The sequence below is a fragment of the Geodermatophilus sp. SYSU D00758 genome, from assembly GCF_054049955.1.
Genome location: NZ_JBJGYK010000004.1, coordinates 46,928 through 71,849 on the forward strand (window position 1 = coordinate 46,928; position 24,922 = coordinate 71,849).

The window sequence follows — 24,922 nt, forward strand, 5'->3', positions numbered from 1 at the left end:
CGCACCACGATGCTCGAGGTGAACGGCGTCAAGAAGGTGTACGAGGGCAAGTCCCGCACCGTCGAGGCCGTCCGCAACCTGACGTTCACCCTCGGCCAGGGCGAGTTCACCTGCCTGGTCGGTCCGTCGGGTTCGGGGAAGACGACCCTGCTGAAGATCATGTCCGGGCTGCTCGACCCGACCGAGGGCGAGGTCCTCATGGAGGGCAAGCGGGTCGACGGCCCGCCGCAGGGCATGGCGATCGTCTTCCAGGAGTACGGGCGCAGCCTCTTCCCCTGGATGTCCATCCGGGACAACGTCGAGCTGCCGCTCAAGCAGAAGAAGGTGCCGGCGGCCCGTCGCAAGGAGCTCGTCGACGAGTCGCTGAGCGCGGTCGGCCTCGCGGACGTGCACTCGGCCTACCCGTGGCAGCTCTCCGGCGGTATGCAGCAGCGCGTGGCGATCGCCCGGGCCATCGCCTACGAGCCGCACGTGCTGCTCATGGACGAGCCGTTCGCCGCGGTCGACGCGCAGACCCGCGCCGACCTCGAGGACCTCGTGCGGGACCTGTGGCACCGCTACAAGATGACCGTGCTCTTCGTGACGCACGACATCGACGAGTCGGTGTACCTGGGCCAGCGGGTGATCATCCTGTCCAGCTCGCCGACGGTGGTCCGCGAGGACCTCGCCATCGACCTGCCCGACGAGCGGGACCAGCTGAACACCCGCGGGTCGGCGCGGTTCAACGAGCTGCGCGCGCGGGTCTACTCGCAGATCCACCGCCCCCGCGAGGAGCCGGTGGAGGCCCCGGCGCGGGATGCCGGCGCGACCTCGCTGGCCAAGCAGGCCTGACCCGCCGCCGGGCACGGACCGGTCGCACCCGTCGAACTGCTGACCGGCCCGGCGGGCCCTCGCCTGGCGGCCGCCGTCCGCACCGCGGGAGGTGAGGACGGCGACCGCACGGCGGGGCCGGCGACCACGCCGGCCCCGCCGGAGCGGGGGTCCTTTCAGTCGAGCAGCATCTGCTCGACGTCGAACTCCTCGCTGATGATCCCGTACTCCAGCATCAGGTCGCTCATCTCCTGCAGCTGCTCGGCGTCGGCATCGGCGTCCCACGCGGGCAGCGCCACCTGCTCGACCACCTCGGCGGGCACCTGCGAGTAGGTCGGCACCAGCTCGACCAGCCGCTCCCGGTTGCCCTCGAGCTCGGTCATGGCCTCGGCGATCGACTCCCGGAAGGCCTCGACCACCTCCGGGTTCTCCTGCGCGTACTGCTCGGTGGTCAGCCAGCCGGCCACCGGCATGTCCTCGACCGGGCCGCTGAAGAGCGGGAACAGCACGCGGTGCCCGGCGGCCAGCGAGGCGGCCTGGAACGGCTCGACCTGCCAGATCGCGTCCACGTCGCCCGAGTCGAGCGCGGCGGCCATGTCCGGGAGGGGCAGCTCGAGGTACTCGACCGTGGAGATGTCGACGCCGGCGTCCTCGAGGACGGCGTTGATCGCCACGGTGCCGATGTTCTGGAGGTTGTTGACCGCGATGCGGGCTCCGGCGAGGTCGGCGGCCGACTGGTAGGGGGAGTCGGACGCCACCATGATCGCGTGGTCCTCGGCGCCCACGTCGTTGCCCGCGAGGATGCGGATGGGCAGGCCCTGCTGGGCGGCCAGCAGCGCGGAGGTGTAGTTGCCGTAGGTGATGTCGTACTCGCCGGCGATCAACGAGGGGATGGCCTGCGCCCCACCCGCCGTCTGCTCCAGGGTGACGTCGAGCCCCGCCTCCTCGAACAGGCCGGTCTCCTGCGCCTGGACGGCGGTGGCGGTGTGCACGAGCGGGAAGTAGCCGACGGTCAGGGCCGTGGTGCCGCCCTCCCCGCCGCCACCGCCGGCGGTGGCGCCTCCGGTGTCGTCGGAACCGCAGGCGGCCAGTGCCAGCGCGGCCGTGCAGCCCAGTGCCAGCGCGGCACGCCGGTGGCGGTGGCCCTCGGGGGCAGTCATCGATCCGGGTCTCCCTCCTGGATCCGCGTGCGCCGTCGCGCGCGGTGGTGAGGGGATGCTGCGACGCGGCTCACACCGGGCCGCACCGCCCTCTCGCTGGATGAGACGACGATTCAGTGACGGGGCGCCCCGGCGCACAGCGAGCGGCTGACCCCGCGGGCCGCGGCGAGCAGCGCCGGCACCTGGGTCGCCGCGCGCTCGTCGTTGGGCACGATCACCGACAGGGCAGCCACCACCTGCTGCAGGCCGTCGCGCACCGGCACCGCGATGCCGGTGGCGTCCTCGTGCACGTGCCCGGGGAGGAGGGCGAAGCCCTGCCGGCGCACCTCGGCCAGCGCGGCCCGCAGCCGCTCCGGGGTGGTGAGGGTGTGCCGGGTGTAGCGGTCCAGCGACCCGGCCAGGACGCGCTCGCGCAGCTCCGCGGGGCCGTGGGCGAGCAGCACCAGGCCGGAGGAGGAGATGTGCAGGGGTAGCCGGCCGGCGATCCGCGAGTAGTTGACGACGGCGTCCCGGGCGGTCAGCCGCTCCAGGAAGATGACCTCGTCGCCGTCGAGGACGCCGAGCTGCACGTGGTGGCCGACGACGGCGTGCAGGTCCTCCAGGTACGGCATGGCGGCGTCGCGCAGCGAGCGCGTGGTGGAGGCGCGGGAAGCCAGCTCCCACATGCGGACGCCGACGCGGACCTGCCGGTCGGGGCCGCGCTCGAGCAGCCCGTGGGACACCAGCTCGGCGATCAGCCGGGAGGCGGTGGCGACGTGCAGGCCCGACCGGCGGGCGATCTCGGAGACCGCCAGCTCGCGCTCGTCGGGGGTGAAGGCGTCGAAGATTCGGACGGCGCGGGACAGCACCGACTCGCCCGTGCGCACCCGCCCCACGCGGCCGAGTGTGGCAGCCGCCACGGGCGCCACCGGCGCCGGCTCTCAACTGGTGAGAGACCCGCGCAGCCGCAGGGTCTGGCCGGGCCGCAGCTGCCCGCAGCGGTCGACGTCCGCGTCGGCGACGTAGCCGACCACCGGGTAACCGCCGGTGACCGGCGCGTCGGCGAGGAAGAGCACCGGCTGCCCGGACGGCGGAACCTGCACCGCGCCGCGCACCAGGCCCTCGCTGGCCAGCTCCCCGGTGCCGGCGCGCTCGAGGACCGGCCCGGCCAGGCGCAGGCCGATCCGGTTGCCCTCCCCGGTCACCTCCCAGGCCGTGCCGGTGAGCACCTCGCGCGCGGCGGGTGCGAGCCGGTCGGCGCGCGGGCCGGGCAGCAGCGCCACGGTGACCTCGCCCCCGGGCGGGTCGGCCACCGGCGCGAGGTCGACGCCCGGGGGCGGCGCGGCGGGGGGCCCGACCGGCAGCTCGTCGCCGGGGGCCAGGGCGGGCGGGCCGAGGCCGCTGAGCAGGTCGGTGGACCGGCTGCCCAGCACCGGCGGGACGTCGATGCCGCCGCGCACCGCCACGTAGGTCCGCAGCCCGGTCGCCGGCGCGCCGAGCCGCAGCTCCGCGCCGGCGGGCAGGTGCACCGGCGCACCGTGCGCCGGGGAGCCGGGGCAGCGGGCCCCGGTCGTGACCAGCAGCAGGCCGGTGCCGGCCCGCAGCGCCAGCCCGCCCAGGGTGACCTCCAGGACGGCGGCGTCCGGCGGGTTGCCGACCAGCCGGTTGGCCAGCGCGGCCGCCGCCCGGTCGCAGGCGCCGGAGCGGCCGATGCCCAGGGCGCCCTGACCCGGCCGGCCGGTGTCCTGCACCGTGGTCAGCGGCCCGGGGGCGAGGACGGTCAGCCGGCCGCCCACGCGGCCTCCGCGAAGCGCACCCGCACGCCGGGGCGCAGCAGCGCCGCGGGGTCGCGGGTCAGGTCGAAGACGGCGACGTCGGTGCGGCCGAGCAGCTGCCAGCCGCCCGGCGACGCGCGCGGGTAGACGCCGGTGAAGGGCCCGGCCAGCCCGACCGCGCCGGCCGGGACCCGCGTGCGGGGGGTGCTGCGGCGCGGCACGTCCCAGCCGCCGCCGTCGGCCGTGCAGTACCCGAAGCCGGGGGCGAAGCCGCAGAAGGCGACGGTCCAGGCCGTGCCGGTGTGCCGGCGGACCACCTCGGCCGGCCGAACCCCCAGGTGGGCGGCGACGTCGCCGAGGTCCGGGCCCTCGTAGACGACCGGGATCTCGACCTCCTCGCCGGCGGGGCGGGCGTCGCGGCGCGGCCGGACCCGGCGCAGCGCCGCCGCCACCGCGGGCAGGTCGGTGGCGGCCGGGTCGGTGACCACGAGCAGGGTGCGGGCCGCGGGGACGACGTCGACCACGCCGGGGAGCGGGTCCTCGGTGAGCGCGGCGTAGAGCCCGAGCACCTCGTCGAGGCCGGCCACCTCCACCAGGAGCGCGGTCGACCCGCTGGGCAGGACCCGCATCACGCGAACGGGCGGAGCTCGACGCCGGCCCCGGTGAGCGCGGCGCGCACCCGGCGGGCGATCGCCACGGCGCCCGGGGTGTCGCCGTGCACGCAGATCGAGTCGGGGGACAGCCGCAGCCTCCCGCCGTCGACGTCGCGCACCGGTTCCCCGCGCGCCATGGCCAGGCAGCGGGCGGTGATCTCCTCGGCGTCGTGCAGGACCGCGCCGGGCCGGCGCCTGGGGACCAGCGTGCCCTCGGCGGTGTAAGCGCGGTCGGCGAAGGCCTCGCGGACGACGGGCAGCCCGGCCTCCCCGGCGAGCCGGAGGAGCGCCGACCCGGGCAGGCCGAGCACCGGCAGCGCCGGGTCGTACTCGGCGACGGCCCGCACGACGGCGGCCGCCTGCTCCTCGTGGGTGACGACCGCGGAGTAGAGCGCGCCGTGCGGCTTGACGTAGCGGACCCGCGTGCCGGCCACCCGGGCGAAGGCCTCGAGCGTGCCCAGCTGGGCCAGCACGTCGTCGGTGAGCTCGTCGGGCTCCACGTCGAGGAAGCGCCGGCCGAACCCGGCGAGGTCCCGGTAGGAGACCTGGGCGCCGACCGCCACGCCGGCGGCCGCGGCCCGCGCGCAGACCCGGCGCATCGTCGTCGGGTCGCCGGCGTGGAAGCCGCAGGCCACGTTGGCGCTGGTGACCAGGTCCAGCAGCGCCTCGTCGTCGGTGAGCCGCCACCGGCCGAAGCCCTCGCCGAGGTCGGAGTTCAGGTCCACCCGCCCATCCTCGCCGCCGACGCGGGCGGGGGGAGGGGCGGGCACCGCCCCAGCTGCCCCGCCTCGGCTGCCCCGCCCCGGCTGTCCCGCCTCAGCTGCCCAGGCCGGCGTCCCTGCGGATGTACTGCTCGGGCGCCGCGAGCGGGCCCTCCGCCAGCCAGCGCGCCGTGCCCTCGGGGTCGCGGGCGGTGAACTCGTCGAGCAGGAGGTCGCGCAGCCGCACCCGGCGCAGCTCGGCGGCCGGCCCGGCGGTCGACGGGGTGCCGCTCTCCCGCCACTCGGTGGTCAGCTGCTCGGTGGTCATCCCGTGCAGCGCGCGGCGCAGCGCCGCCTCGTCGCCGGGCTGCAGCGTCCCGCCCTCCGGCGGGAGGTCCGAGGCCAGCCAGGACCCGGCCAGCACCGCGGCGAGGACCAGCAGGGCGGCCACGGCCAGCCCGCCGACCGCCCCCAGGGTCGCCGCGCCCGCGGCCGCCGCGGGCAGGCAGCCCGCTCCCAGCGCGACGGCCGCCGGTGAGGGCAGCGGGGGGAGGTCGGTGGTGCCGCGGGAGCGCAGCCCGGCCACGGCGAGGCCGACCGGCACCGCACACACGACCCCCCACAGCAGGGAGGGCAGGGGGTTGACCAGGGCCCCCGCGCAGGCGAGGGCGACGGCGCACAGCAACGCCGACCGGCGGGCCAGCCAGAGGGCGGTTCCCCGCCCGCTGCGGCGGGCCGGCGGGGGGGCCGAACCGGTCACGGGTCCTCCTCCGGGCGGGCGGGCCCCCGGTGGGCCTGCACGTCCAGGGGGTGCTCGCCACGGCGGCCCCGCTCACCTCGCGAACGGCTTCGTCACGAAGTCTCCACCGGCGCGACGGGGATGTTGCGAACCCGTGACGGCGCGGCACCGCGCGTGACCGGCGCGTCGTCCCGGGTACCCCGCCCCGGGCCGCGCCCAGGGCGACCGGCCGCCCCTGACCGCGACCCGAGGAGGATGCCCGTGCGCACGGGCCGCGACCAGCACCACGGCCACGGACCGCAGGACGGCGGACGGCCCGCACCCGCGCCGCCCGGCAGGACGGGGCTGGGCCGCGCGCTGCTGTTCACCGCGCTGGGCGCCCTGGTGCCCGGCACCGCCTTCCTGGCCGCCGGCCGGCGGCGCCCCGGCCTCGCGGTGCTCGCCGCGACCCTGCTCCTGCTCGGGGTGGGCGGCGTGCTGCTCGCCGGCCGGGACACCGCCGACGCCCTGCGCCTGGCCGTCGACCCCGCGGCCCTGGGTCGGGTGGTCGCCGGCGTCGTGGTGCTCCTGCTCGCCTGGGCCGTCGTGGTGGCCACCGGGTGGCGGGCGCTCCGCCCCGAGGGGCTGCCGGGCCGGCAGCGGGCCGTCGGTGCGGGGCTCGTCGTCCTGCTGTGCGCGGGCGCCGCCGTCCCGGCCGCCCTGGTGCTGCGCTCGGTGAGCGCCCAGCGCGAGCTCATCGGCACCGTCTTCAGCGACGACCGCGAGTCGGCCACGGTCGTCGAGCCCGCCGACCCGGTCGACCCGTTCGGGGACGACGAGCGGGTCAACGTGCTGCTGCTCGGCGGGGACGGCGGGGAGGGTCGGGTCGGCGTGCGCACCGACACGGTGATCGTCGCCAGCATCGCCACGGAGACCGGGGAGACGACGCTGTTCAGCCTGCCCCGCAACCTGCAGGACCTGCCCTTCCCGGCCGGCAGCCCGCTCGCCGACGTCTGGCCCGACGGGTTCGACGTCGGCAGCGAGAGCGAGAGCCTGCTCAACGCCGTCTACCGCAACGGGCCGCGGATCGCCGGGGAGGTGCTCGGCCCCACCGACGACCCCGGCGCCGACATCCTCAAGATCGGTGTCGGCGAGGCGCTCGGCCTGCACATCGACTACTACGTGCTGGTCAACCTCGAGGGCTTCGTCCGGCTCGTGGACGCCCTCGGCGGCATCACGGTGAACGTGAACTACTACGTCCCGATCAACGGCATCGTCGGCGAGGAGCTCCCCGACGACTACATCGAGCCCGGCCCCGACCAGCACCTGGACGGCTGGACCGCGCTGCACTTCGCCCGCGGCCGGTACGGGATGAGCGACTACGACCGCATGGCCCGCCAGCGCTGCGCCATCGAGGCGATGGTGGACGCCGCCGACCCGGTCACCCTGCTGGTGGAGTGGCAGGAGCTGGCCGCGACCGCCGGCGACGTCGTCCGCACCGACATCCCGCGGTCGGTGCTCGACGACTTCGTCGAGCTCGCCCTGCTGGTCCAGGAGGTCGACCTCGACAGCGTCGTGTTCGCCCCCGACCTCATCGACCCCGCCTACCCGGACTACGACCGGATCCGGGCGATGGTCGACGAGGCGCTGGCGCCCCCGCCCCCGGCGGCGCCGCACCCGGGGCAGGCCGGCGGGGAGCCGGCCCCTCCGGCGGACCGGGACACCGGCCCGGCCGGCGACGTGGCCGACGCCTGCGCCTACGACCCCGAGCGGGCCGAGGAGGCGCTGGCCGCCGGGGAGCCGCCCACCCGCGGGTCGAGCTGAGCCCTACCCGCGGTCGAGCCCGAGGGCGCGGATGGCGTTCTCCTTCATGACCAGCGGCCGGACCTCCTCGCGGATGTCGAGGGCCTCGAAGTCGCGGATCCAGCGCTCGGGGGACAGCAGCGGGTAGTCCGAGCCGAAGAGCACCTTGCGCTTGAGCAGGGTGTTGGTCGCGCGGACCAGCTGCGGCGGGAAGTACTTGGGCGACCAGCCGGAGAGGTCGATGTAGACGTTGGCCTTGTGCTGGGCGACCGCGATCGCCGCGTCCTGCCAGGGCACCGAGGGGTGGGCCATGATGATCGTCAGGCCGGGGAAGTCGGCGGCGACGTCGTCGAGCAGCATCGGGTCGGAGTAGCGCAGCTTGATCCCGCGCCCGCCCGGGAGGCCCGAGCCGATGCCGGTCTGACCGGTGTGGAACAGCGCCGGGACCCCCAGGGCCTCCAACTCCTCGTAGAGCGGGTAGTGCCGCCGGTCGTCGGGCTCGAAGGCCTGGATCGAGGGGTGGAACTTGAAGCCGCGGACCCCGTGCTCCTCCACGAGCCGGCGGGCGGCGCGCACCCCGGCCCGGCCCCGGGCCGGGTCGATGGAGCCGAAGGGGATGAGCACGTCGGGGTGCTCGGCGGCGGCCGCGGCGATCTCCTCGTTGGACAGCGTCGGGTGGCCGGTGGCCAGCTCGCTGTCGACGGTGAACACGACGGCGGCCATGCGCTGCGCCCGGTAGTGCTCGGCGAGCTCGGGCACGGTGGGGTGGTGCGGCTCGCCCTTGAAGTACTTCGCGGCCGCCTCCAGCAGCTCGTCGTCCATCGACAGGTGTCCGTGCAGGTCCTGCTCGACGTGCACGTGCACGTCGACGGCGACCAGGTTGGCGAGGTCCACGCCGATCCTCCGGGAGCGCTGGGGGCTGACGTCGAACGCTAGGTCTCTATCGTGGACTCCGTCAACGATGGAGGTCCTCATGGACGGCACCGCGCTCTCGGCCGACGTCGGCTACCTGCTCACCCGGGCCAGCGGGGCCCTCGTGCGGGCGACCAACGCCGCGCTGGCCGCGTTCGGCCTGCGGGTGCGGTCCTACTCCGCCCTCACCCTGGCCTGCGAGGCCGGGGACGGCATCTCCCAGCGCGACCTCGCCGAGACCCTCGGGCTGGACCCCAGCCAGGTGGTGCTCCTGGTCGACGAGCTCACCGACGCCGGCCTGGTCGAGCGGCGGCCGTCGGAGGCCGACCGGCGCACCAAGCTCGTCGTCCCGACCCCCGGGGGGGTGGCGGCCCGCCGCCGGGCCGCGCGGGCCGTGGCCGAGGCCCACGACGGCCGGCTCGCCGCGCTCAGCGCCGAGGAGCGCGACCTGCTGCGCGGGCTGCTCGGCCGGGTGGTCGACGGCGCCCTCCCGGCGGTGCGGGCGGAACCGCCCGCGGCCGACCCCGGCGAGGGGGCTTGCCTGCGGCGGATGTGACGTGCACCATGCCGGTTGTCAACCGTTGAGATCCTCATCGTTCTTGGGAGTAGGCACATGCGCCGCACCTGGGTCCCCCTGCTCGCCGCCACGGCCGTCGCGCTCTCCGCCTGCGGTGGTGGGGAGGAGGCCGCCACGGGCGGGTCCGGCGGTGGCTCGGGCGGCACCGGCGGGGACGAGGTCCGCGAGGTGACCGTCGGGCTCCTCCCGGTCGCGGTCACCGGCGCCCTGTTCGCCGGCATCGAGCAGGGCTTCTTCGAGGAGCGCGGCATCGAGCTGACCGTGGAGACCGGGCAGGGCGGCGCCGCGCTCATCCCGGCGGTGATGTCCGGGCAGATGCAGTTCGCGACCAGCAACCCCGTCTCGCTGCTGCAGGCGCGCGAGGAGGGGCTGGACCTGCGGGTGGTCGCGCACTGGACCTCGACGATCGCCGAGGGCGAGGACGTCAACGCCGTGGTGGCCGGCCCGGACTCCGGGATCACGACGGCGGCCGACCTGGCCGGGAAGCGGGTCGCGGTCAACACCCTCAACGGCATGGGCCAGCTGACCATCGACGAGGCGGTGCGCCAGGACGGCGGCGACCCCAGCGGCATCACCTACGTCGAGCTGCCGTTCCCCGACATGCCCGCCGCCCTCGAGGCCGGCAACGTCGACGCGGTCTGGGTCCCCGAGCCGTTCCTCACCCAGCTGCTCGACGGCGGCAACGTGGTGGCCAGCTACTCCAGCCAGGAGTCGGTGCCCGGCCACCCGACCCAGCTGTTCTTCACCTCGGGTCAGCTGGTCGAGTCCGACCCCGAGCTGGTCGAGGACATGACCGCGGCCCTGGAGGAGACGCTCGAGTACGCCGACGCCAACCCCGACGAGGTCCGGGCCCAGGCCGAGGAGTTCCTCGGCACGCCCGCCGGCGCCCTGGCGGAGGTGCGCATCGAGGAGTTCGGCACCGACCTGCGCCGCGACCAGATCGAGCGGATGGGCGAGCTGATGGTCGAGGCCGGGCTGCTCGACGAGCAGGCCGACGTCGAGGGGCTCCTGCCCGCCGAGTAGCTCCCGGCGTGTAGACCCCAGGGGTGCCCGCCGACCGCTCGCCGCAGGCCCGCCCGGATCCCCGGGCGGGCCTGCTGCTGCCCGCCGTCCTGCTCGCCGGCCTCAACCTGCGGGGGGCCATCGCGGCGGTGTCCCCGGTCCTCCCCGAGGTCCGCGGCGACCTCGGCCTCTCCGCGGCCGCGGCGGGCCTGGTCACCACGCTCCCGGTGCTCTGCTTCGCCGTGCTGGCCCCGCCGGCCGCCTGGCTGGGCCGCCGGGTGCGGGTGGAGACCGCCGTGCTCGCCGGGCTGCTGGCCGTCGCGGCCGGCACCGTGCTCCGGGTGCTCGGGGGGCCGGCGGTGCTGCTGGCCGGCACCGCCGTCATCGGCGCCGGGATGACGGTCGGCAACGTGCTGCTGCCGGCGGTGACCAAGCGCGGCTTCGGCGGTCGGGCCGGAACGGTCACCGGGCTCTACACCGGGGCGCTGGCCGCCGGTGCCGCGGTCATGGCCGGGCTCACCGGGCCGCTGGCCGCGCTGACCGGCTGGCGGGTGGCGCTGGCCTCCTGGGCGGTGCTGGCGCTGGCCGCCGCGGCGGTGTGGGCGGGAGCGACGCGGGCGCCCGCCGCCGGGGCGGAGCCCGCGCCGCCGACGCCCGAGGTGGCCGCGCCCGGGGTCCGGGTGTGGCGGTCCCCGCTGGCGTGGGCGGTCGCGGTCGTCCTGGCCCTGCAGTCGGCCCTCTACTACGCGGTCACCACGTGGCTGCCGACCCTGCTGGTGGACGAGACCGCCGGCGGGCTGCGGGCGGCGACGGTGGCGGCGACGCTGTTCCAGGTGCTGGGCATCCCGGCGACGCTGGTCGTGCCCGCCGTGCTGGCGCGGCAGCGGCGCCGGGGGCGGTCGGGGCAGCGGGCGCTGGGGCTGGCGGTGGTCGCGGCCTGGACGCTCCTGCCGGTCGGCCTGCTGGTCGCGCCGGCCGCCTGGCCGGCGTGGGTGGTGGCCGGCGGGCTGGCCCAGGGGGCGGGGATCTCGCTGGCCTTCACCCTCGTCGTCCTCCGGGCCGGGGACGAGGCCGTGGTGCGCCGGCTGTCCGGCATGTCCCAGCTGGTCGGGTACTCGGTCGGCGCGGCGGGGCCGCTCGTCGTGGGCGCGCTGCACGCGGCCACCGGCGGGTGGACCGCGCCGCTGCTGGTCCTGGTCGGCTGCGGTGCGGGCTACGCGGCCGCGGTCGTCGTCGCCGGTCGCCCGGTTCCCCTCGGGCTTCCACATCGTGGAAGTCGGGTCGCGGGCACCCCGTGACGACGGTCACCGTGGTGCCGTACACCGAGGCAGTGGGAGGGACAAGAGGATGACGTCGATCGTCCGGGACCAGTGGTACGTGGCCGCCTACGGCCGCGAGATCGGGCGGGACCTGTTCAGCCGCACGATCTGCGGGGAGTCGATCCTCTTCTGGCGCACCGAGGCCGGCCAGGTCACCGCGATGAGCGACCGCTGCGTGCACCGCCGGTTCCCGCTGTCGCAGGCCCCCAGCCACCTCGACGGCGACACGGTCGTCTGCGGCTACCACGGCTTCACCTACGGCGCCGACGGCGTGTGCGTGGCCGTCCCCGGGCAGACCCGGGTTCCGCGCACGGCGCGGCTGAAGTCCTACCCGGTGGTCGAGCAGGACTCCTTCATCTGGGTCTTCATCGGCGACCCGGACAAGGCCGAGGCCACCCGCATCCCGCGCGCGCCCTGGCTGGACCAGGAGGGCTGGACGACGGTCAGCGGCATGGAGCCGCTCAAGGCGCGCGCCAGCCTGCTGGTCGACAACCTCATGGACCTCTCGCACGAGACCTACCTGCACGGCGGCTACATCGGCACGCCCGAGGTGGCGAACACGCCGATCACCACCGAGGTCGACGACGAGGCCGGCATCGTCTACGTCTCCCGGCACATGGACGACGCCGAGTGCCCGCCGTTCTACGCGAAGAGCACCGGCATCGAGGGCCGGATCACCCGCTGGCAGGACATCGAGTTCACCCCGCCCTGCCTGTACAAGCTGCACAGCCGGGTCGCCCCGGTCGGCGTGCTGCCGAACGAGGACGGCACCGACCCCGACGCCTTCCACGTCGAGGTCGTCTACGCGATCACCCCGGAGACCGAGCACTCCACGCACGACTTCTGGGCCGTCGCGCGCGACTTCGCCCTCGACGACGAGTCGGTGTCGGACTTCCTGCGGGAGAGCAACCGGACCGTCGTGCTCCAGGACGTCACCGCCCTCGACGTGCTCGAGGAGGTGCTCACCGGCGAGCCCGACGGCTACCAGGAGCTGTCGATCAACATCGACACCGGCGGGCTGGCCGCGCGCCGCATGATCGCCCGGCTGGCCGAGCAGGCCACCGGGGCGCCGGCCGGGGCAGCCGTGCCGGCGGGCCGGTGACCGGCGGCATGAGCCTCCCCCCGCCGCGTCACGTGCTGGGCGGGGAGCGGGTGCTCCGGGTGAACTGGCTTCCGGGCTCGGACCGGCTGCGCGGCCGGTGCCACTGCGGCGCCGAGGCCGAGGGGGAGGACCCCACGGCCATGTGGGAGTGGCTGCTGGCCCACCCCGACCACCCGGCCGGGGGGCCCGACGTCCCCGTCGTCCCCGACGTGCTGCCGCCCCCGCCCGCGCACCGGGTGAGCGACCCGGCCATCATCCGGGGCCGGACCCCGGTCCTGGTCTGACCCGGAGGAGGACGGAGCCCCCGTGCACAGCACCCACGACGAGGTCGACCTGCGCCTGCAGGTGGCCTCCCGGACCGACGGCGCCGAGGGCGTCGTCGTGCTCGAGCTGCGCGACCCCGGCGGTGCCGAGCTGCCCGCCTGGGGCCCCGGCGCGCACGTCGACCTCCGGCTGGGCAACGGCATGACCCGCCAGTACTCGCTGTGCGGCGACCCCGCCGACCGGTCGACGTGGCGGATCGCCGTGCTGCGGGAGCCCGACGGCCGGGGCGGTTCGGCGTACGTGCACGAGGAGGTCCGGGAGGGCGCGACCCTCGACGTCCGGGGCCCGCGGAACCACTTCCCGCTGGTGCCCGCGCCGCGCTACCTGTTCATCGCCGGCGGCATCGGCATCACGCCGATCCTCCCGATGGTCGCCGCCGCCGACGCCGCCGGTGCCGCCTGGGAGCTGCACTACGGCGGGCGCAGCCGCCGGTCGATGGCCTTCCTCGAGTCGCTGGAGGAGGCCACCGGGACCACCGTCACGCTGCACCCCCAGGACGAGGTCGGGCTCATCGACCTGCCCTCGGTCCTGGGCACGCCGCAGGAGGGCACGCTGGTGTACTGCTGCGGCCCCGAGCCGTTGCTGCAGGCGGTCGAGCAGCACTGCGCCGCCTGGCCCGAGGGCAGCCTGCACGTCGAGCGGTTCAGCCCCAAGGACGTCGGCGAGCCGGTGTACCACGACTCCTTCGAGGTGGAGCTGGCCACCAGCGGGCTGACCCTCACCGTGCCCCCGGACAAGAGCATCCTGGAGGTCGTCGAGGACGCCGGGGTGCCGGTGCTCTCCTCGTGCACGGAGGGGACGTGCGGGACGTGCGAGACCGGGGTGCTGGAGGGCGAGGTCGACCACCGCGACTCGCTGCTGACCCCGGCCGAGCAGGCGGCCAACGACACGATGTTCATCTGCGTCTCGAGGGCCGCGTGCCCGAAGCTGGTCCTGGAGCTCTGAACAGCGGGGACGAGGGCGAGCGGGAGCCGCGGCGGACGTCGGGCGGCAAGCTCCTCGCCGTCCTCGACGCCTTCGGCCGCGAGCGTCCCGCCCTGACCCTCTCGGAGATCGCCCGCGCCACCGGCCTGCCGCTGTCGACCGCGCACCGGCTGGTCGGCGAGCTGCACCGCTGGGGCGGCCTGGAGCGGGACGGCGACGGGCGCTTCCGCGTCGGGCTGCGGCTGTGGGAGCTCGGCGCGCTGGCGCCCCGCGGGCTGGGCCTGCGGGAGGCGGCGCTGCCGTTCATGGAGGACCTCTACGAGGTCACGCACCAGAACGTGCAGCTCGCCGTCCGCGACGACGCCGAGGTGGTGTTCGTCGAGCGGTTCGCCGCCCGGGACGCCGTCACCGTCCTCACCCGGGTCGGCGGCCGGTTCGCCCTGCCCCCGACCGGCGTCGGCCTGGTGCTGCTGGCGCACGCGCCCACCGAGGTGCAGGAGCGGGTGCTCGCCGCGCCGCTGACCCGGTACACCGCCCACACGATCACCGACCCGCGGCAGCTGCGGCGGGTGCTGGCGGAGGTCCGGCGCACCGGGCAGGCCGTCAGCGACCGGCAGGTCACCGACGACGCGGTGTCCGTGGCGGCCCCCATCCACCTGCGCGACACCGTCGTCGCGGCCCTGTCGGTCGTGGTCCGCGGCGACGGGCCGGCCGCCGTCCGCGCCGTCACCCCGGGTGTGCGGACCGCCGCCCGGGGCATCTCCCGCGTGCTGACCCAGTCCGCCGGCGCCGCGTGGCCGGTGGACCCCCAGGACGCCGGCCCCGACCGGCCCGCCCCCTGACCCCGCACCCGAGGAGAGCGCCCGTGAGGACCACCGCCGCCGTCGTCGAGGAGCTGCACGGCCCGTTCGTCGTCCGCGAGGTCGAGATCGACGACCCGGGGCCCGGGGACGTGCTGGTGCAGGTGGCGGCCACCGGTTTCTGCCACACCGACGGCATCGCCCGCGACGGCGACCTGCCCTTCCCGCTGCCCGGCGTCCTGGGCCACGAGGGCGCAGGCACGGTCGTGGCGGTGGGCGAGGGGGTGACCGGGGTCCGGGAGGGGCAGGCGGTCGTGCTGGGCTGGCCGTGGTGCGGCGAGTGCCGCACCTGCCTGGCCGGGGAGCCGCGCTACTGCCTGCGGCTGGGTGAGCTGGTCGGCGGCGGCTCCCGGCCCGGTGGCGCGTCGTCCCTGCGGACGGCGGACGGCGCCCCGCTGGCCAGCCACTTCTTCGGGCAGTCGTCCTTCGCCGGCTACGCGATGACCACCGCGTCCTCGCTGGTGCCGGTGCCCGAGGGCCTCCCGGTCGAGCTGATGGGCCCGCTCGCCTGCGGACTGGCCACGGGCGCCGGCGCGGTGTTCAACACCCTCCGCCCGGAGCCGGGGACCTCGATCGTGGTCTACGGGGCCGGCACGGTCGGCCTGGCCGCGGTGATGGCCGCCCGCAACTCCGCCGCCACGACGATCGTCGCCGTCGACCGGCACCCCGGCCGGCTCCGGGTGGCCGAGGACCTCGGCGCCACCCACGTCGTCGACGCGACCGGCACCGACCCGGTGCAGGCGGTGCAGGACATCTGCGGCGGGCCGGCCGACGCCGCCCTCGACTGCACCGGCGTCGTCCCCGTCGTCCGCCAGGCGATCGACTCCGTCGGCATGCTCGGCACCGCCCTGCTCATCGGCGGCGCCCCGGCCGGGGCGGAGTTCTCCGCCGACCACCTGACGACGCTGTGGGGCAAGACCATCCGCGGCACGCTGGGCGGCAGCGGCCGCGGGCAGGCGCTGATCGCCGCCCTCATGGACCTCTACGCCCAGGGGCGGTTCCCCTTCGACCGGCTGGTGGAGTTCTTCCCGCTCGACCGCATCGAGGACGCCGTGGAGGCCTCGTACAGCGGCGCCGTGGTCAAGCCGGTCCTCCGCATGCCCGGCTGACCTGCCCCGTCACGCTTTCGTCATGTGTGCGCACCGCGGACGGGGTACCGCCCCCGAGGGCGCACCACGGGGTGCGCCCGGCCGGGCCCCGCCCGGCGGAGGCCGCCCGACGGAGGACCAATGCCCCGGACCGACCGGATCGCCGAGCCCTGGGGGACCCGCACGCCGTACGGACCGGGCGAGCCCTGGCCCGTCCGCGTCGACACCTACCTCGCCGACGGGCTGACCGAGGCCGACGTGGACCGCTGGGTGCAGTCGGCGACGATCCTGCACTCCAACGGCGACGGCCTCGACATCGCCGTGAAGGACGGGCGGATCGTCGGCGTCCGCGGCCGGGCGGTCGACCGGGTCAACCACGGCCGGCTGGGCCCCAAGGACCTGTTCGGCTGGCAGGCCAACAACTCACCGGACCGGCTGACCCGGCCGCTCGTCCGGCGCCGCGGCAAGCTGGTCGAGACCGACTGGGACACCGCCATGGAGGCGGTCGCCGGCCGGTGCCGGGAGCTGCTCGACGAGCAGGGCCCCAGTGCGATCAGCTTCTACACCACCGGGCAGCTGTTCCTGGAGGAGTACTACACCCTCGGCCTCATCGCCCACGGCGGCATCGGCACCAACCACGTCGACGGCAACACCCGGCTGTGCACCGCGACCGCGGCCGCGGCGCTCAAGGAGACCTTCGCCTGCGACGGGCAGCCCGGGTCCTACACCGACATCGACTCCGCCGACGTCATCGCGCTCTACGGGCACAACATGGCCGAGACGCAGACCGTGCTGTGGACCCGCATCCTCGACCGGCTGGCCGGGCCGAACCCACCGCAGGTCATCTGCGTGGACCCGCGGGAGACCCCGGTGGCCCGGGCGGCCACCGTGCACCTGGCCCCGCGTCCCGGCACCAACGTGATGCTGATGAACGCGCTGCTGCACGAGCTCATCACCAACGGCTGGATCGACCGGGACTACGTCGACGCGCACGCCGTCGGGTTCGGCGAGCTCGAGGAGCAGATGGCGGAGTACACCCCCGAGGTCGCCGCCGCGGTGTGCGACGTCCCGGCGGAGCAGATCCGCGAGGCCGCCCGCATCATCGGCGGCGCCGAGCGGCTCATGTCGACCGTCCTGCAGGGCTTCTACCAGTCGCACCAGGCGACAGCGGCCGCCGTCTGCGTCAACGACATCCACGTGATCCGGGGGATGCTCGGCAGGCCCGGCTGCGGGATCCTGCAGATGAACGGCCAGCCCACCGCGCAGAACACCCGCGAGTGCGGGGCCGACGGCGACCTGCCGGCGTTCCGCAACTGGTCCAACGACGCGCACATCGAGGACCTCGCCCGGGTGTGGAACGTCGACCCGATGCGGATCCCGCACTACTCGCCGCCGACGCACATCATGCAGCAGCTGCGCTACATGGAGGAGGGCTCGATCCGCTTCCTGTACGTGACGGCGACCAACCCCGCCGTCTCGCTGCCGGAGCTCGCCCGCATCCGGTCCATCCTGGAGCAGGACCGGCTGTTCCTCGTCGTCCAGGACATCTTCCTGTCCGAGACCGCGCAGCTGGCCGACGTCGTCCTGCCCGCCGCCACGTGGGGCGAGAAGACCGGGACCTTCACCAACGTCGACCGCACCGTCCACCTCTCCGAGAAGGCGGTCGACCCGCCCGGGGAGGCCCGTTCCGACCTCGACATCCTGATCGACCTCGCGCGGCGGCTGGACCTGCGGGACAAGGACGGCGCCCCGCTGGTGAAGTGGACCGACCCCGAGGGCGCGTTCGAGGGCTGGAAGGAGTGCTCGCGCGGCCGGCCGTGCGACTACACCGGCCTCTCCTACGACAAGCTGCGCGGCGGCAGCGGCATCCAGTGGCCGTGCAACGACGAGCACCCCGACGGCACCGAGCACATCTACGTCGACGGGCAGTTCTGGGCCCAGCCGGACTACTGCGAGAGCTACGGCCGCGACATGGTCACCGGCGCCCCGGTCGAGGAGACCGAGTACAAGGCGCTCAACCCCACGGGGAAGGCGGTCCTCAAGGCCGCCGAGTACGTGCCGCCGCACGAGATGCCGAGCCAGGACTTCCCGTTCCAGCTCATCACCGGCCGGACGCTGTACCACTTCCACACCCGGACCAAGACCGGCCGGGCCCCCCAGCTCCAGGCCGCCGCCCCGGAGGTGTGGGTGGAGATGTCGTCGTCCGACGCGGCGGACCGCGGGTTCGCCGAGGGCGACCTCCTGGAGGTCCGCACGCCCCGCGGCCGGGTGCGGGCCAGGCTCCGGATCAGCGGCGTCCGGCCGGGCGTGCTGTTCCTCCCGTTCCACTACGGCTACTGGGACACCGACGACGGCGCGCAGCCGAAGGGCAGGAAGGACGGCCGGGCGGCCAACGAGCTGACCCTGACCGACTGGGACCCGGTGTCCAAGCAGCCGATCTTCAAGACGGCGGCCGCGCGGGTGGAACGCGTCGCGAAGGGCAGGGGGACGCCGGCCCCGGCCCCCACCACGACGGGGTCCGCGCCGGTCACCGGCTCGGTCCCGCCGACCGCGGGCGGGGACGACGCCCGCGCCGACGAGCTCGTGGGAGGTCGGCCGTGAAGCTCGACATGGCGATCGAGGAGCTGCACCGCTCCGAGGACCACCTGGTGACCGTGCTGACCTCGATGTCGGACAAGCACAAGGCCGACCACGAGGTCTTCTACGTCACCCGCGACATGGCGGGGTGGTCGCGCACGCACGTGGCCGAGCTCGCCCGCATCGGGCACGACTTCGGCCTGGACCTCGACCCGGAGGCGTCGGGGGACCCGGGCGTGCTGGCCGGCGCCAAGCAGCGCGCCGCGGACCTCCTGAGCCGGCGGTCGACGCCGGGGCTGCTGCTCCTGGCCGACCTGCGGCACCTCTACCGCGAGGCGGCCGGGGCCTCCCTGGACTGGGAGGTCCTGGCCCAGTCGGCCCAGGGGGCGAAGAAGCCCGAGCTGCTGGAGCTGGCCCGGCGCTGCCACCCCGAGACGCTGCGCCAGGCGCGGTGGGCCAACGCCTACCTGAAGGTGGCCGCACCGCAGGTGGTGGTCAGTTGACGACCGACGACGGCCGGCCGGCGGCCACGCGGATCGTCCTCCGGCCGCTGGCCAGCCCCCTGCCGCTGGGGTTCCTCGCGCTCGCCCTGGCGACCACCGTCTTCTCCGCCGTGCAGCTGGGCTGGATCCCGCCCGACCAGGGCCGCGTGGCGGGGCTGACCGCGCTGGCGGCCACCGTGCCGCTGCAGCTGCTCGCCGGCGTGACCGGGTTCCTGACCCGCGACCCGGTCGCCGCCACGGGGATGGGGGTGCTCGCCGGCACCTGGGGGGTGGCGGGTGCGACCACGCTGACCTCGCCGCCGGGGAGCACGAGCGCCGGGCTCGGCGTGCTGCTCCTCGTGGCGGGCGTGGCCATGGCGGTCCCGGCCACGGCCGCGGCCCCGGCCAAGGTGGTGCCGGCGGCGGTCATGGGCCTGGCCGGGACCCGGTTCGCGGTCACGGCGGTGTACGAGCTGACCGGGTCGTCGGCCTGGGCCACGGTGGCCGGGTGGACCGGGCTCGCGCTGGCCGCGCTGGCCCTGTACGCCGCCCTGGCCATGGAGCTGGAGGCGGCCTGGGGGCGGACCGTCCTGCCGCTGGGACGGCACGGTCCGGGGCAGTCGGCGGTCCAGGGGCGGGGCCCCCTCTCGCCCGGTGACCTCGCCCGGGAGCCCGGGGTCCGCGCGCAGCTGTGAGGGAGGGACGGGCTTGCTGGTCGACGTGACCCTGGCTGCGGCGGGCCTGCTCGGGCTGACCGTGGCGGCGCTGTCGGGGCGGCTGCGCACGTACCCGCTCTCCGAGCCCGCCCTCGGACTGCTGGTCGGCGTGCTGCTCGGGCCGCAGCTGCTCGGGGTGCTGGACCTGCCGACGCTGGTCGAGGACCACGCGTGGCTGCACACCGCCACGCGGCTGCTGCTGGCGGTCTCGGTCATGGCCGTCGCGCTGCGCTACCCGTTCGGCGACGCCCGCGCGCGGCTGCGCCCGGTGCTGCTGCTGCTCGCGGTGGTCATGCCGGTCATGGCCCTCGCGAGCGCCGGGCTGGCCGCGGGCCTGCTCGGCGTCGGCCTCGGGACCGCCCTGCTCCTCGGCGCCGCGCTCACCCCGACCGACCCGGTGCTGGCCGCCAACGTGGTGACCGGCGCCCCCGCCGAGCGGGACCTGCCCGACCGGGACCGCCAGGTGCTCTCCCTGGAGTCCGGCGCCAACGACGGCCTGGCCCTGCCGCTGGTGCTGGTGGCCCTGGCGGTCGCCGGGGCCGACGGCCTCGGCGCCGCCCTCGCCGAGTCGCTGTGGCAGGTGGCCGGGGCCGTGCTGCTCGGGGTGCCCGCGGGCCGGCTCGGCGCCCGCGCGCTCCGGGCGGGCGAGGAGCACGGCTCGACCGACCCGGCGCCGCGGCTGATGTTCACCGCCGTCCTCGCCTTCGCCGTCCTCGGGGTGTCCGGGATCGTGCACGTCGACGGGATCCTGGCCGTCTTCGTGACTGGGCTGGCGTTCAACCTCGCCGGCACGGGTGCCGATCGCACCGACGACGCCCCCATCGACGAGGCGGTCAACCGGTTCCTGGTGCTGCCCCTCTTCGTCGGGGTCGGTGCGGTGCTGCCGTGGGCCGCGTGGGCCGACCTCGGCTGGCGCGGCCCGGCGCTGGTCGTCGCCGTGCTGCTGCTGCGGCGGCTGCCCGTGGTGTGGCTGCTGCGCCGGCCGCTCGGGCTGGGCCGCCCGGACGCGGCCTTCCTCGGCTGGTTCGGCCCGATCGGGGTCTCGGCGCTGTTCTACCTCACGCTGGAGGCCGAGCGGCTCGGGGCCGCGCCCGTGGTCCTGGCCGCGGGGAGCCTGGTGGTGGCCGCGAGCACCGCCGTCCACGGCGTCACGTCGGCGCCCGGGCGCGTCCTGTACCGACGGTGGGCCGGGGACCGGGACGCGTCCCGGTCCCCGGCCTGACGAGAGGAGATCGTGTGTGGTTCGACGCGTGGTCCGGGATCGTCCGCGTCCTGGTGGTGGGGACCTGCGCCTACCTGGCCCTGGTCGTGGTGCTGCGGTTCTCGGGCAAGCGGACCCTGGCCAAGCTCAACGCGTTCGACTTCGTCGTCACCGTCGCCCTCGGGTCCACGCTCGCCACCATCCTGCTCAGCAAGGACGTCGCCTGGACCGAGGGGGTCCTCGCGCTGGCCCTGCTGGCCGCGCTCCAGCTCGTCGTGGCCTGGGTCACCGTCCGGGTCCCCGCCCTCCGGTCCATCACCACCTCCCGGCCGACGCTCCTGCTGCGCGACGGCGCCGCGCTGCCCCGGGCGCTGCGGGAGCAGCGGGTGACCATCCACCAGATCCGGCAGGCGGTGCGGTCCACCGGGGTGGGAGACCTCGCCTCGGTCGCGGCCGTGGTGCTGGAGAGCGACGGCACGCTCAGCGTCATCCCGCGGGCGAAGGCCGGCGACCGGTCGGCGCTCGAGGGGGTCGCCGTCCCCGGCGGGTGAGTCAGCCCGGTGTGCCGGTCGGCGTCGCGGTCGCCGGCGGGCCGACCGAGCGGTAGTCGCCGCGGTCCACCGGCTCCACGGTCAGCCCGCCGTCGGTGGGGACCTCCAGCGGCACGCCGTCGACGACCACCCGGACCGCCTCCACCCGCGGGAACCCGGTCACCGTCCACACCACCTGGGCCACCGCCAGCAGCTGGTCGCCCCCGGCCACATCGGTGAACGCGCGGCTGGCCGACAGCGTCAGGACGCCGTCCACCAGCCCGCCCTCCTCGGCCGGGCGGAGCGTCTGGGGGGCCAGGGCGGTGCGCAGGCCGTCGGCGGCCTCGCTCGGGGTGGGCCCGGCCGCGAGCAGGTCGAGGGCCGCGTGCAGGTCGGCGGGCGCCGACCGGCGGAACACCGGCTCGAGCCGGGCGCCGCGGACGAACCACAGCTGCACCGAGGCCCCACCGACGGTCGGGACACCGGTCGAGGTCCGTGTCGGCGTGGGCACCTCCACCGGCTCGGGCCGCTGCTGCGCCGGGACGCCGCAGCCGGCCGCGGCCAGGACCAGCAGGACGAGGACGGCGATCAGGACCCGCACGGCTGCTCCTCGGCCAGCGGCAGGGTGACGACGAACCGGGCGCCGCCGTCCGGGCTGCCGGTCACGTGCACCTCGCCGCCGAGCGCGCGCACGTGGCGGGTGACCAGCGACAGGCCGAGCCCGGCACCGCCGGAGGGCACCCGATCGCCGCCGCGGCCGCGGGCGAAGCGCTCGAAGACCCGGGTCCGGTCCTCCTCCGGGATCCCCGGCCCGGCGTCGTCCACCAGCAGCCGGGCCCGCGGTGGGTCGGCCTCGACCCGCACGCAGGTGACCCCGCCGGCGTGCTGGTCGGCGTTGTCGAGCAGGTTGCCCAGCACCCGCTCGAGCCGCCGCTTGTCGGCGCGGACCACGGCGCTCCCGGCCCCCTCGCCCAGGTCCAGGGGCACCGGCCGGGGGCGCCGGGCCAGCGCCTCGCGCACCAGCGCCGCGAGCCGGACGTCCTCGAGCGCGTCGGCCCCGCCCCCGGCGTCGGCCCGGGAGATCTCCAGGAGGTCGGCGACCAGCCGGCAGAACCGGTCCACCTCCTCGCGGAGCATGCCGAGCGCCTCCCGGCCGTCCTCGGGGAGGTCGTCGGCGGCGGCCTCGACGAGGGCCAGCGCCCCCAGCATGGTGGTGAGCGGGGTGCGCAGCTCGTGGCTGACGTCGGCGGCGAAGCGTGCGTCGCGGCGCACCCGCTCCTCGAGCGCGGCCACCGTCGCGTTGAAGGAGGCCGCGATCGGCTCCAGCGCCGGGTCGCCGCGGGGGTCGATGCGGGCCGAGAGGTCACCGGCGGCCACGGCCGCGGTCGCCGCGGACACCCGGTCCAGCGGGCGCAGCGCGGGCCGGGTGGCCCACGACCCGACCAGCAGCGACACCGGCACGGTGGCGAGGACGGCGCCGGCCAGCACCGCGGCCAGGACGGTGTACGTGCGGTCGAGCTCCTCGAGCGGGAAGACCTCGAAGTAGGCGGCGTCCCCGCCCTCGACCGGCACGCCGACGGCCATGGCCGTGCCCCCGGACAGCTCGAACCGCTGGCGGGCCGGGGCCCCGCCGGTGACCGTCTCCAGCAGCGCCGCCGGCAGGTCGTTCCGGCCCACCCGCAGCGACGTGGTGAGCCAGCGGCCGTCCCGGGCCAGCAGCGACGTGGAGCCGGTCTCCCGCGGCAGCTGGGACAGCAGCTGCTCGGGGGAGAGACCGGGGGCCGGCAGGGCACGCTCGACCTGCGCGGCGTTGGCGACGGTCTGCGCGAGGGTGGTGCGCTCCCGGCCGACCAGGAGGTAGTGGGACACCGCCAGCCACACGCCCACGGCGAGCACGGCGCTCAGCGCCACGGTCACCGCGGTGATCGTCAGCGTCGCCCGGCCTCGCAGGGTGTGCCGCCAGGCCGGCCGCCCGGGCCGGCTCACCCCGGCACCAGGTACCCCATGCCCCGCACGGTGGTGACGATCGCCGGGTGCGCGGGGTCGCGCTCGATCTTCTTGCGCAGCCGGAGCACGTGCACGTCCACCAGCCGGGAGTCGCCGAAGTAGCCGTACCCCCAGACGCGGTCGAGCAGCTCCTCGCGGCTGAACACCCGGCCGGCCCCGGCGGCCAGCTCGGTGAGCAGCCGGAACTCGGTGCGGGTCAGCTCGATGCGCTCGCCGTCCCGGGTCACCGTGCCGGCCAGCGGGGCGATCTCCAGGTCCCCGGCGGTGAGCGAGGTCGGGCCGTCGTCGGCCTGCGCCCGGCGGCCGACGGCCCGGATCCGCGCGGTCAGCTCGCGGGGGACGAAGGGCTTGGTGACGTAGTCGTCGGCACCGGCCTCCAGACCGGCCACGACGTCGTCGCTGTCGGCGCGCGCGGTCACGATGACCACCGGGGTCGGGCCCGCGCGCCGGATCGCCCGGCAGACCTCCAGCCCGTCCTGGTCGGGCAGCCGCAGGTCGAGCAGGACGACGTCGGCGGGGTGCTCCGCCAGCCGGGCCAGGCCCTCCGCGCCGGTGGCGGCCTCGGTCACCTGGAACCCCTCGCGCTGGAGGGTCAGCTGGACCATCCGCCGCACCCGCACGTCGTCCTCGATGATCAGCACGGTCCGGGACACCCCTGGAGTGTGCCCCGTCGGGCCGGTCGTGGCCGGGTGGGCTGCTCATGGCAGCTCGCGGGCCCGGTCGAGCAGCGCGCGGAGCTCGGCCGCGACCACCGCCGGGTGGGTGACGGGGACCATGTGCCCGGCGCCGGGGACGAGCACCAGCCGCGCCGCGGGGCCCAGGTGGCGGGCCAGCCGGACGGCGGCCCGGGCGGGGAAGGTGGCGTCCTCGGTGCCGGCGACGACCACGGCGGGCAGCCCGCGCAGCCCCGCGAGCGCGCGGCGCCGGTCGTAGTGCGCCAGCCCCGGCAGGTAGGCGGCGAGCACGGCGGCCGGCGTCGCCCGCCAGGCCTCCGTCACCGCCCGCACCGTGGTCTCGGCCGGGTCGCCGGCGAACAGCCGCGAGCGCAACCAGCGTCGCCCCGGTCCCCGGGCGAACGGGTGCACGAGCCGCACGAGCGGTGCGGCCCGCCGCAGCAGCCGGGCGCCCCCCTCCGCCAGGCGCCGGCGCAGCCTGCTCGCAGGGCCAGGGGGCCGGCCGGCGGCGGCGACGGGGCCGGCCGCGGTGGACAGCAGGGCCACGCCGGCCACGCGGGAGCCGACCAGCTGCGGTCGCCGCCCGAGCAGCGCCAGCACCGCCATGCCGCCCATCGAGTGCCCGGCGAGCACGACCCGGCCGGGAGCGGCCAGCGCGTCGACCACCGCGCCGAGGTCGCGGCCGAGCCGGGCCACGGTCGCCGACCGGCCCCCGGCCCAGCCGCTGTCGCCGTGGCCCCGCTGGTCGTAGCGGACCAGCCGGAGCCGGCCGTCCCGGGTCCCGGGCAGCAGTGCGCGCCAGAGCGGGTCGAGGACGGCGGCGCGGGCGGCGTACCCGTGCACCAGGACGAGCGTGAGAGGCGCCGCGTCCGGCCCGGCGACCTCGGCCCGCAGCGCCACCCCGTCGTCGGTGGTCACGCAGCGGGCACCGGAGACGGTCTCCGCGGCCATGGTCGGGCCCTACCCGGCTGCGGTCGGGACCCCGTGACGATCCGGTGACGTCCGGGGTCTCCGCATGCGGGGAGCGG

General features: G+C 76.2%; 25 protein-coding genes and 1 pseudogene. 15 read left to right on the forward strand and 11 right to left on the reverse strand.

What is annotated here, in order from left to right:
- Positions 1 to 9 precede the first annotated feature (9 nt).
- Entirely contained in the window at positions 10 to 831 is an 822-nt protein-coding gene (locus tag ACI8AC_RS04290; protein WP_456895535.1) for an ABC transporter ATP-binding protein, read from the forward strand.
- A 155-nt stretch (positions 832 to 986) separates the two neighbouring features.
- On the opposite strand, the gene ACI8AC_RS04295 is transcribed toward ACI8AC_RS04290, so the two are convergent.
- From ACI8AC_RS04295 to ACI8AC_RS04320, 6 genes are all read right to left on the reverse strand, one after another.
- Positions 987 to 1,970, reverse strand: a complete 984-nt coding sequence (locus tag ACI8AC_RS04295; RefSeq protein WP_456895536.1) for an ABC transporter substrate-binding protein — start codon at positions 1,968 to 1,970, stop codon at positions 987 to 989.
- Between the two features lie 113 nt (positions 1,971 to 2,083).
- Positions 2,084 to 2,845 (reverse strand): IclR family transcriptional regulator, encoded by a 762-nt coding sequence (locus ACI8AC_RS04300; RefSeq protein ID WP_456895538.1) that lies wholly within the window; start codon positions 2,843 to 2,845, stop codon positions 2,084 to 2,086.
- A gap of 45 nt (positions 2,846 to 2,890) precedes the next feature.
- Entirely contained in the window at positions 2,891 to 3,745 is an 855-nt protein-coding gene (locus ACI8AC_RS04305; RefSeq protein WP_456895539.1) for a 5-oxoprolinase subunit C family protein, read from the reverse strand.
- Positions 3,730 to 4,353 (reverse strand): 5-oxoprolinase subunit PxpB, encoded by a 624-nt coding sequence (gene pxpB, locus ACI8AC_RS04310; RefSeq protein WP_456895540.1) that lies wholly within the window; start codon positions 4,351 to 4,353, stop codon positions 3,730 to 3,732. The genes ACI8AC_RS04305 and pxpB overlap by 16 nt, the downstream gene beginning before the upstream one ends.
- Positions 4,353 to 5,102: a LamB/YcsF family protein gene (locus ACI8AC_RS04315; RefSeq protein WP_456895542.1), complete on the reverse strand. Its 750-nt coding sequence runs from the start codon at positions 5,100 to 5,102 to the stop codon at positions 4,353 to 4,355. The genes pxpB and ACI8AC_RS04315 overlap by 1 nt, the downstream gene beginning before the upstream one ends.
- Before the next feature lie 91 nt (positions 5,103 to 5,193).
- A complete protein-coding gene (locus tag ACI8AC_RS04320; RefSeq protein WP_456895543.1) occupies positions 5,194 to 5,838 on the reverse strand; it encodes a hypothetical protein in 645 nt (214 codons plus the stop codon).
- Positions 5,839 to 6,078: 240 nt separating this feature from the next.
- Here ACI8AC_RS04320 and ACI8AC_RS04325 point away from each other — a divergent pair, with 240 nt between their 5' ends.
- Positions 6,079 to 7,620: an LCP family protein gene (locus ACI8AC_RS04325; RefSeq protein WP_456895544.1), complete on the forward strand. Its 1,542-nt coding sequence runs from the start codon at positions 6,079 to 6,081 to the stop codon at positions 7,618 to 7,620.
- A gap of 3 nt (positions 7,621 to 7,623) precedes the next feature.
- Here ACI8AC_RS04325 and ACI8AC_RS04330 read toward each other — a convergent pair whose 3' ends face one another.
- Positions 7,624 to 8,493, reverse strand: a complete 870-nt coding sequence (locus tag ACI8AC_RS04330; RefSeq protein ID WP_456895545.1) for an amidohydrolase family protein — start codon at positions 8,491 to 8,493, stop codon at positions 7,624 to 7,626.
- A gap of 79 nt (positions 8,494 to 8,572) precedes the next feature.
- On the opposite strand from ACI8AC_RS04330, the gene ACI8AC_RS04335 reads away from it, so the two are divergent.
- From ACI8AC_RS04335 to ACI8AC_RS04395, 13 genes and pseudogenes are all read left to right on the forward strand, one after another.
- Entirely contained in the window at positions 8,573 to 9,067 is a 495-nt protein-coding gene (locus ACI8AC_RS04335) for a MarR family winged helix-turn-helix transcriptional regulator (protein ID WP_456895546.1), read from the forward strand.
- Between the two features lie 57 nt (positions 9,068 to 9,124).
- Positions 9,125 to 10,111 carry an ABC transporter substrate-binding protein gene (locus ACI8AC_RS04340; protein WP_456895547.1) on the forward strand — a complete coding sequence of 329 codons (987 nt, stop codon included), beginning with the start codon at positions 9,125 to 9,127 and terminating at the stop codon, positions 10,109 to 10,111.
- A gap of 23 nt (positions 10,112 to 10,134) precedes the next feature.
- A complete protein-coding gene (locus tag ACI8AC_RS04345; protein WP_456895549.1) occupies positions 10,135 to 11,388 on the forward strand; it encodes an MFS transporter in 1,254 nt (417 codons plus the stop codon).
- A gap of 49 nt (positions 11,389 to 11,437) precedes the next feature.
- Positions 11,438 to 12,511: a Rieske 2Fe-2S domain-containing protein gene (locus tag ACI8AC_RS04350; protein WP_456895550.1), complete on the forward strand. Its 1,074-nt coding sequence runs from the start codon at positions 11,438 to 11,440 to the stop codon at positions 12,509 to 12,511.
- A gap of 8 nt (positions 12,512 to 12,519) precedes the next feature.
- Entirely contained in the window at positions 12,520 to 12,795 is a 276-nt protein-coding gene (locus tag ACI8AC_RS04355; protein WP_456895551.1) for a hypothetical protein, read from the forward strand.
- 40 nt (positions 12,796 to 12,835) lie between these two features.
- Positions 12,836 to 13,780 (forward strand): annotated as a pseudogene (locus ACI8AC_RS04360) (PDR/VanB family oxidoreductase); the annotation flags it as partial.
- Entirely contained in the window at positions 13,753 to 14,601 is an 849-nt protein-coding gene (locus ACI8AC_RS04365; protein ID WP_456895552.1) for an IclR family transcriptional regulator, read from the forward strand. The pseudogene ACI8AC_RS04360 and the gene ACI8AC_RS04365, both read left to right, overlap by 28 nt.
- 23 nt (positions 14,602 to 14,624) lie before the next feature.
- Positions 14,625 to 15,728 (forward strand): NAD(P)-dependent alcohol dehydrogenase, encoded by a 1,104-nt coding sequence (locus ACI8AC_RS04370; RefSeq protein WP_456895553.1) that lies wholly within the window; start codon positions 14,625 to 14,627, stop codon positions 15,726 to 15,728.
- A 120-nt stretch (positions 15,729 to 15,848) separates the two neighbouring features.
- Positions 15,849 to 18,308 carry a molybdopterin oxidoreductase family protein gene (locus ACI8AC_RS04375; protein ID WP_456895554.1) on the forward strand — a complete coding sequence of 820 codons (2,460 nt, stop codon included), beginning with the start codon at positions 15,849 to 15,851 and terminating at the stop codon, positions 18,306 to 18,308.
- Entirely contained in the window at positions 18,305 to 18,787 is a 483-nt protein-coding gene (locus ACI8AC_RS04380; protein ID WP_456895556.1) for a hypothetical protein, read from the forward strand. The genes ACI8AC_RS04375 and ACI8AC_RS04380 overlap by 4 nt, the downstream gene beginning before the upstream one ends.
- Complete coding sequence (locus ACI8AC_RS04385; protein ID WP_456895558.1) at positions 18,784 to 19,461, forward strand: hypothetical protein; 678 nt, start codon at positions 18,784 to 18,786, stop codon at positions 19,459 to 19,461. Before ACI8AC_RS04380 ends, ACI8AC_RS04385 begins: the two co-directional genes overlap by 4 nt.
- A gap of 13 nt (positions 19,462 to 19,474) precedes the next feature.
- Positions 19,475 to 20,704: a cation:proton antiporter domain-containing protein gene (locus ACI8AC_RS04390; protein WP_456895560.1), complete on the forward strand. Its 1,230-nt coding sequence runs from the start codon at positions 19,475 to 19,477 to the stop codon at positions 20,702 to 20,704.
- Positions 20,705 to 20,718: 14 nt separating this feature from the next.
- Positions 20,719 to 21,234 carry a DUF421 domain-containing protein gene (locus ACI8AC_RS04395; protein WP_456895562.1) on the forward strand — a complete coding sequence of 172 codons (516 nt, stop codon included), beginning with the start codon at positions 20,719 to 20,721 and terminating at the stop codon, positions 21,232 to 21,234.
- Between the two features lies 1 nt (position 21,235).
- Here ACI8AC_RS04395 and ACI8AC_RS04400 read toward each other — a convergent pair whose 3' ends face one another.
- From ACI8AC_RS04400 to ACI8AC_RS04415, 4 genes are all read right to left on the reverse strand, one after another.
- On the reverse strand, positions 21,236 to 21,814 hold the full coding sequence (locus ACI8AC_RS04400; RefSeq protein WP_456895564.1) for a GerMN domain-containing protein: 579 nt from the start codon (positions 21,812 to 21,814) through the stop codon (positions 21,236 to 21,238).
- Entirely contained in the window at positions 21,802 to 23,130 is a 1,329-nt protein-coding gene (locus ACI8AC_RS04405; protein WP_456895565.1) for a sensor histidine kinase, read from the reverse strand. The genes ACI8AC_RS04400 and ACI8AC_RS04405 overlap by 13 nt, the downstream gene beginning before the upstream one ends.
- A 65-nt stretch (positions 23,131 to 23,195) precedes the next feature.
- A complete protein-coding gene (locus tag ACI8AC_RS04410; RefSeq protein WP_456895567.1) occupies positions 23,196 to 23,873 on the reverse strand; it encodes a response regulator in 678 nt (225 codons plus the stop codon).
- Positions 23,874 to 23,918: 45 nt separating this feature from the next.
- Positions 23,919 to 24,845, reverse strand: coding sequence for an alpha/beta fold hydrolase (locus tag ACI8AC_RS04415; protein WP_456895569.1), 927 nt, complete (start codon positions 24,843 to 24,845; stop codon positions 23,919 to 23,921).
- Positions 24,846 to 24,922: the final 77 nt, after the last annotated feature.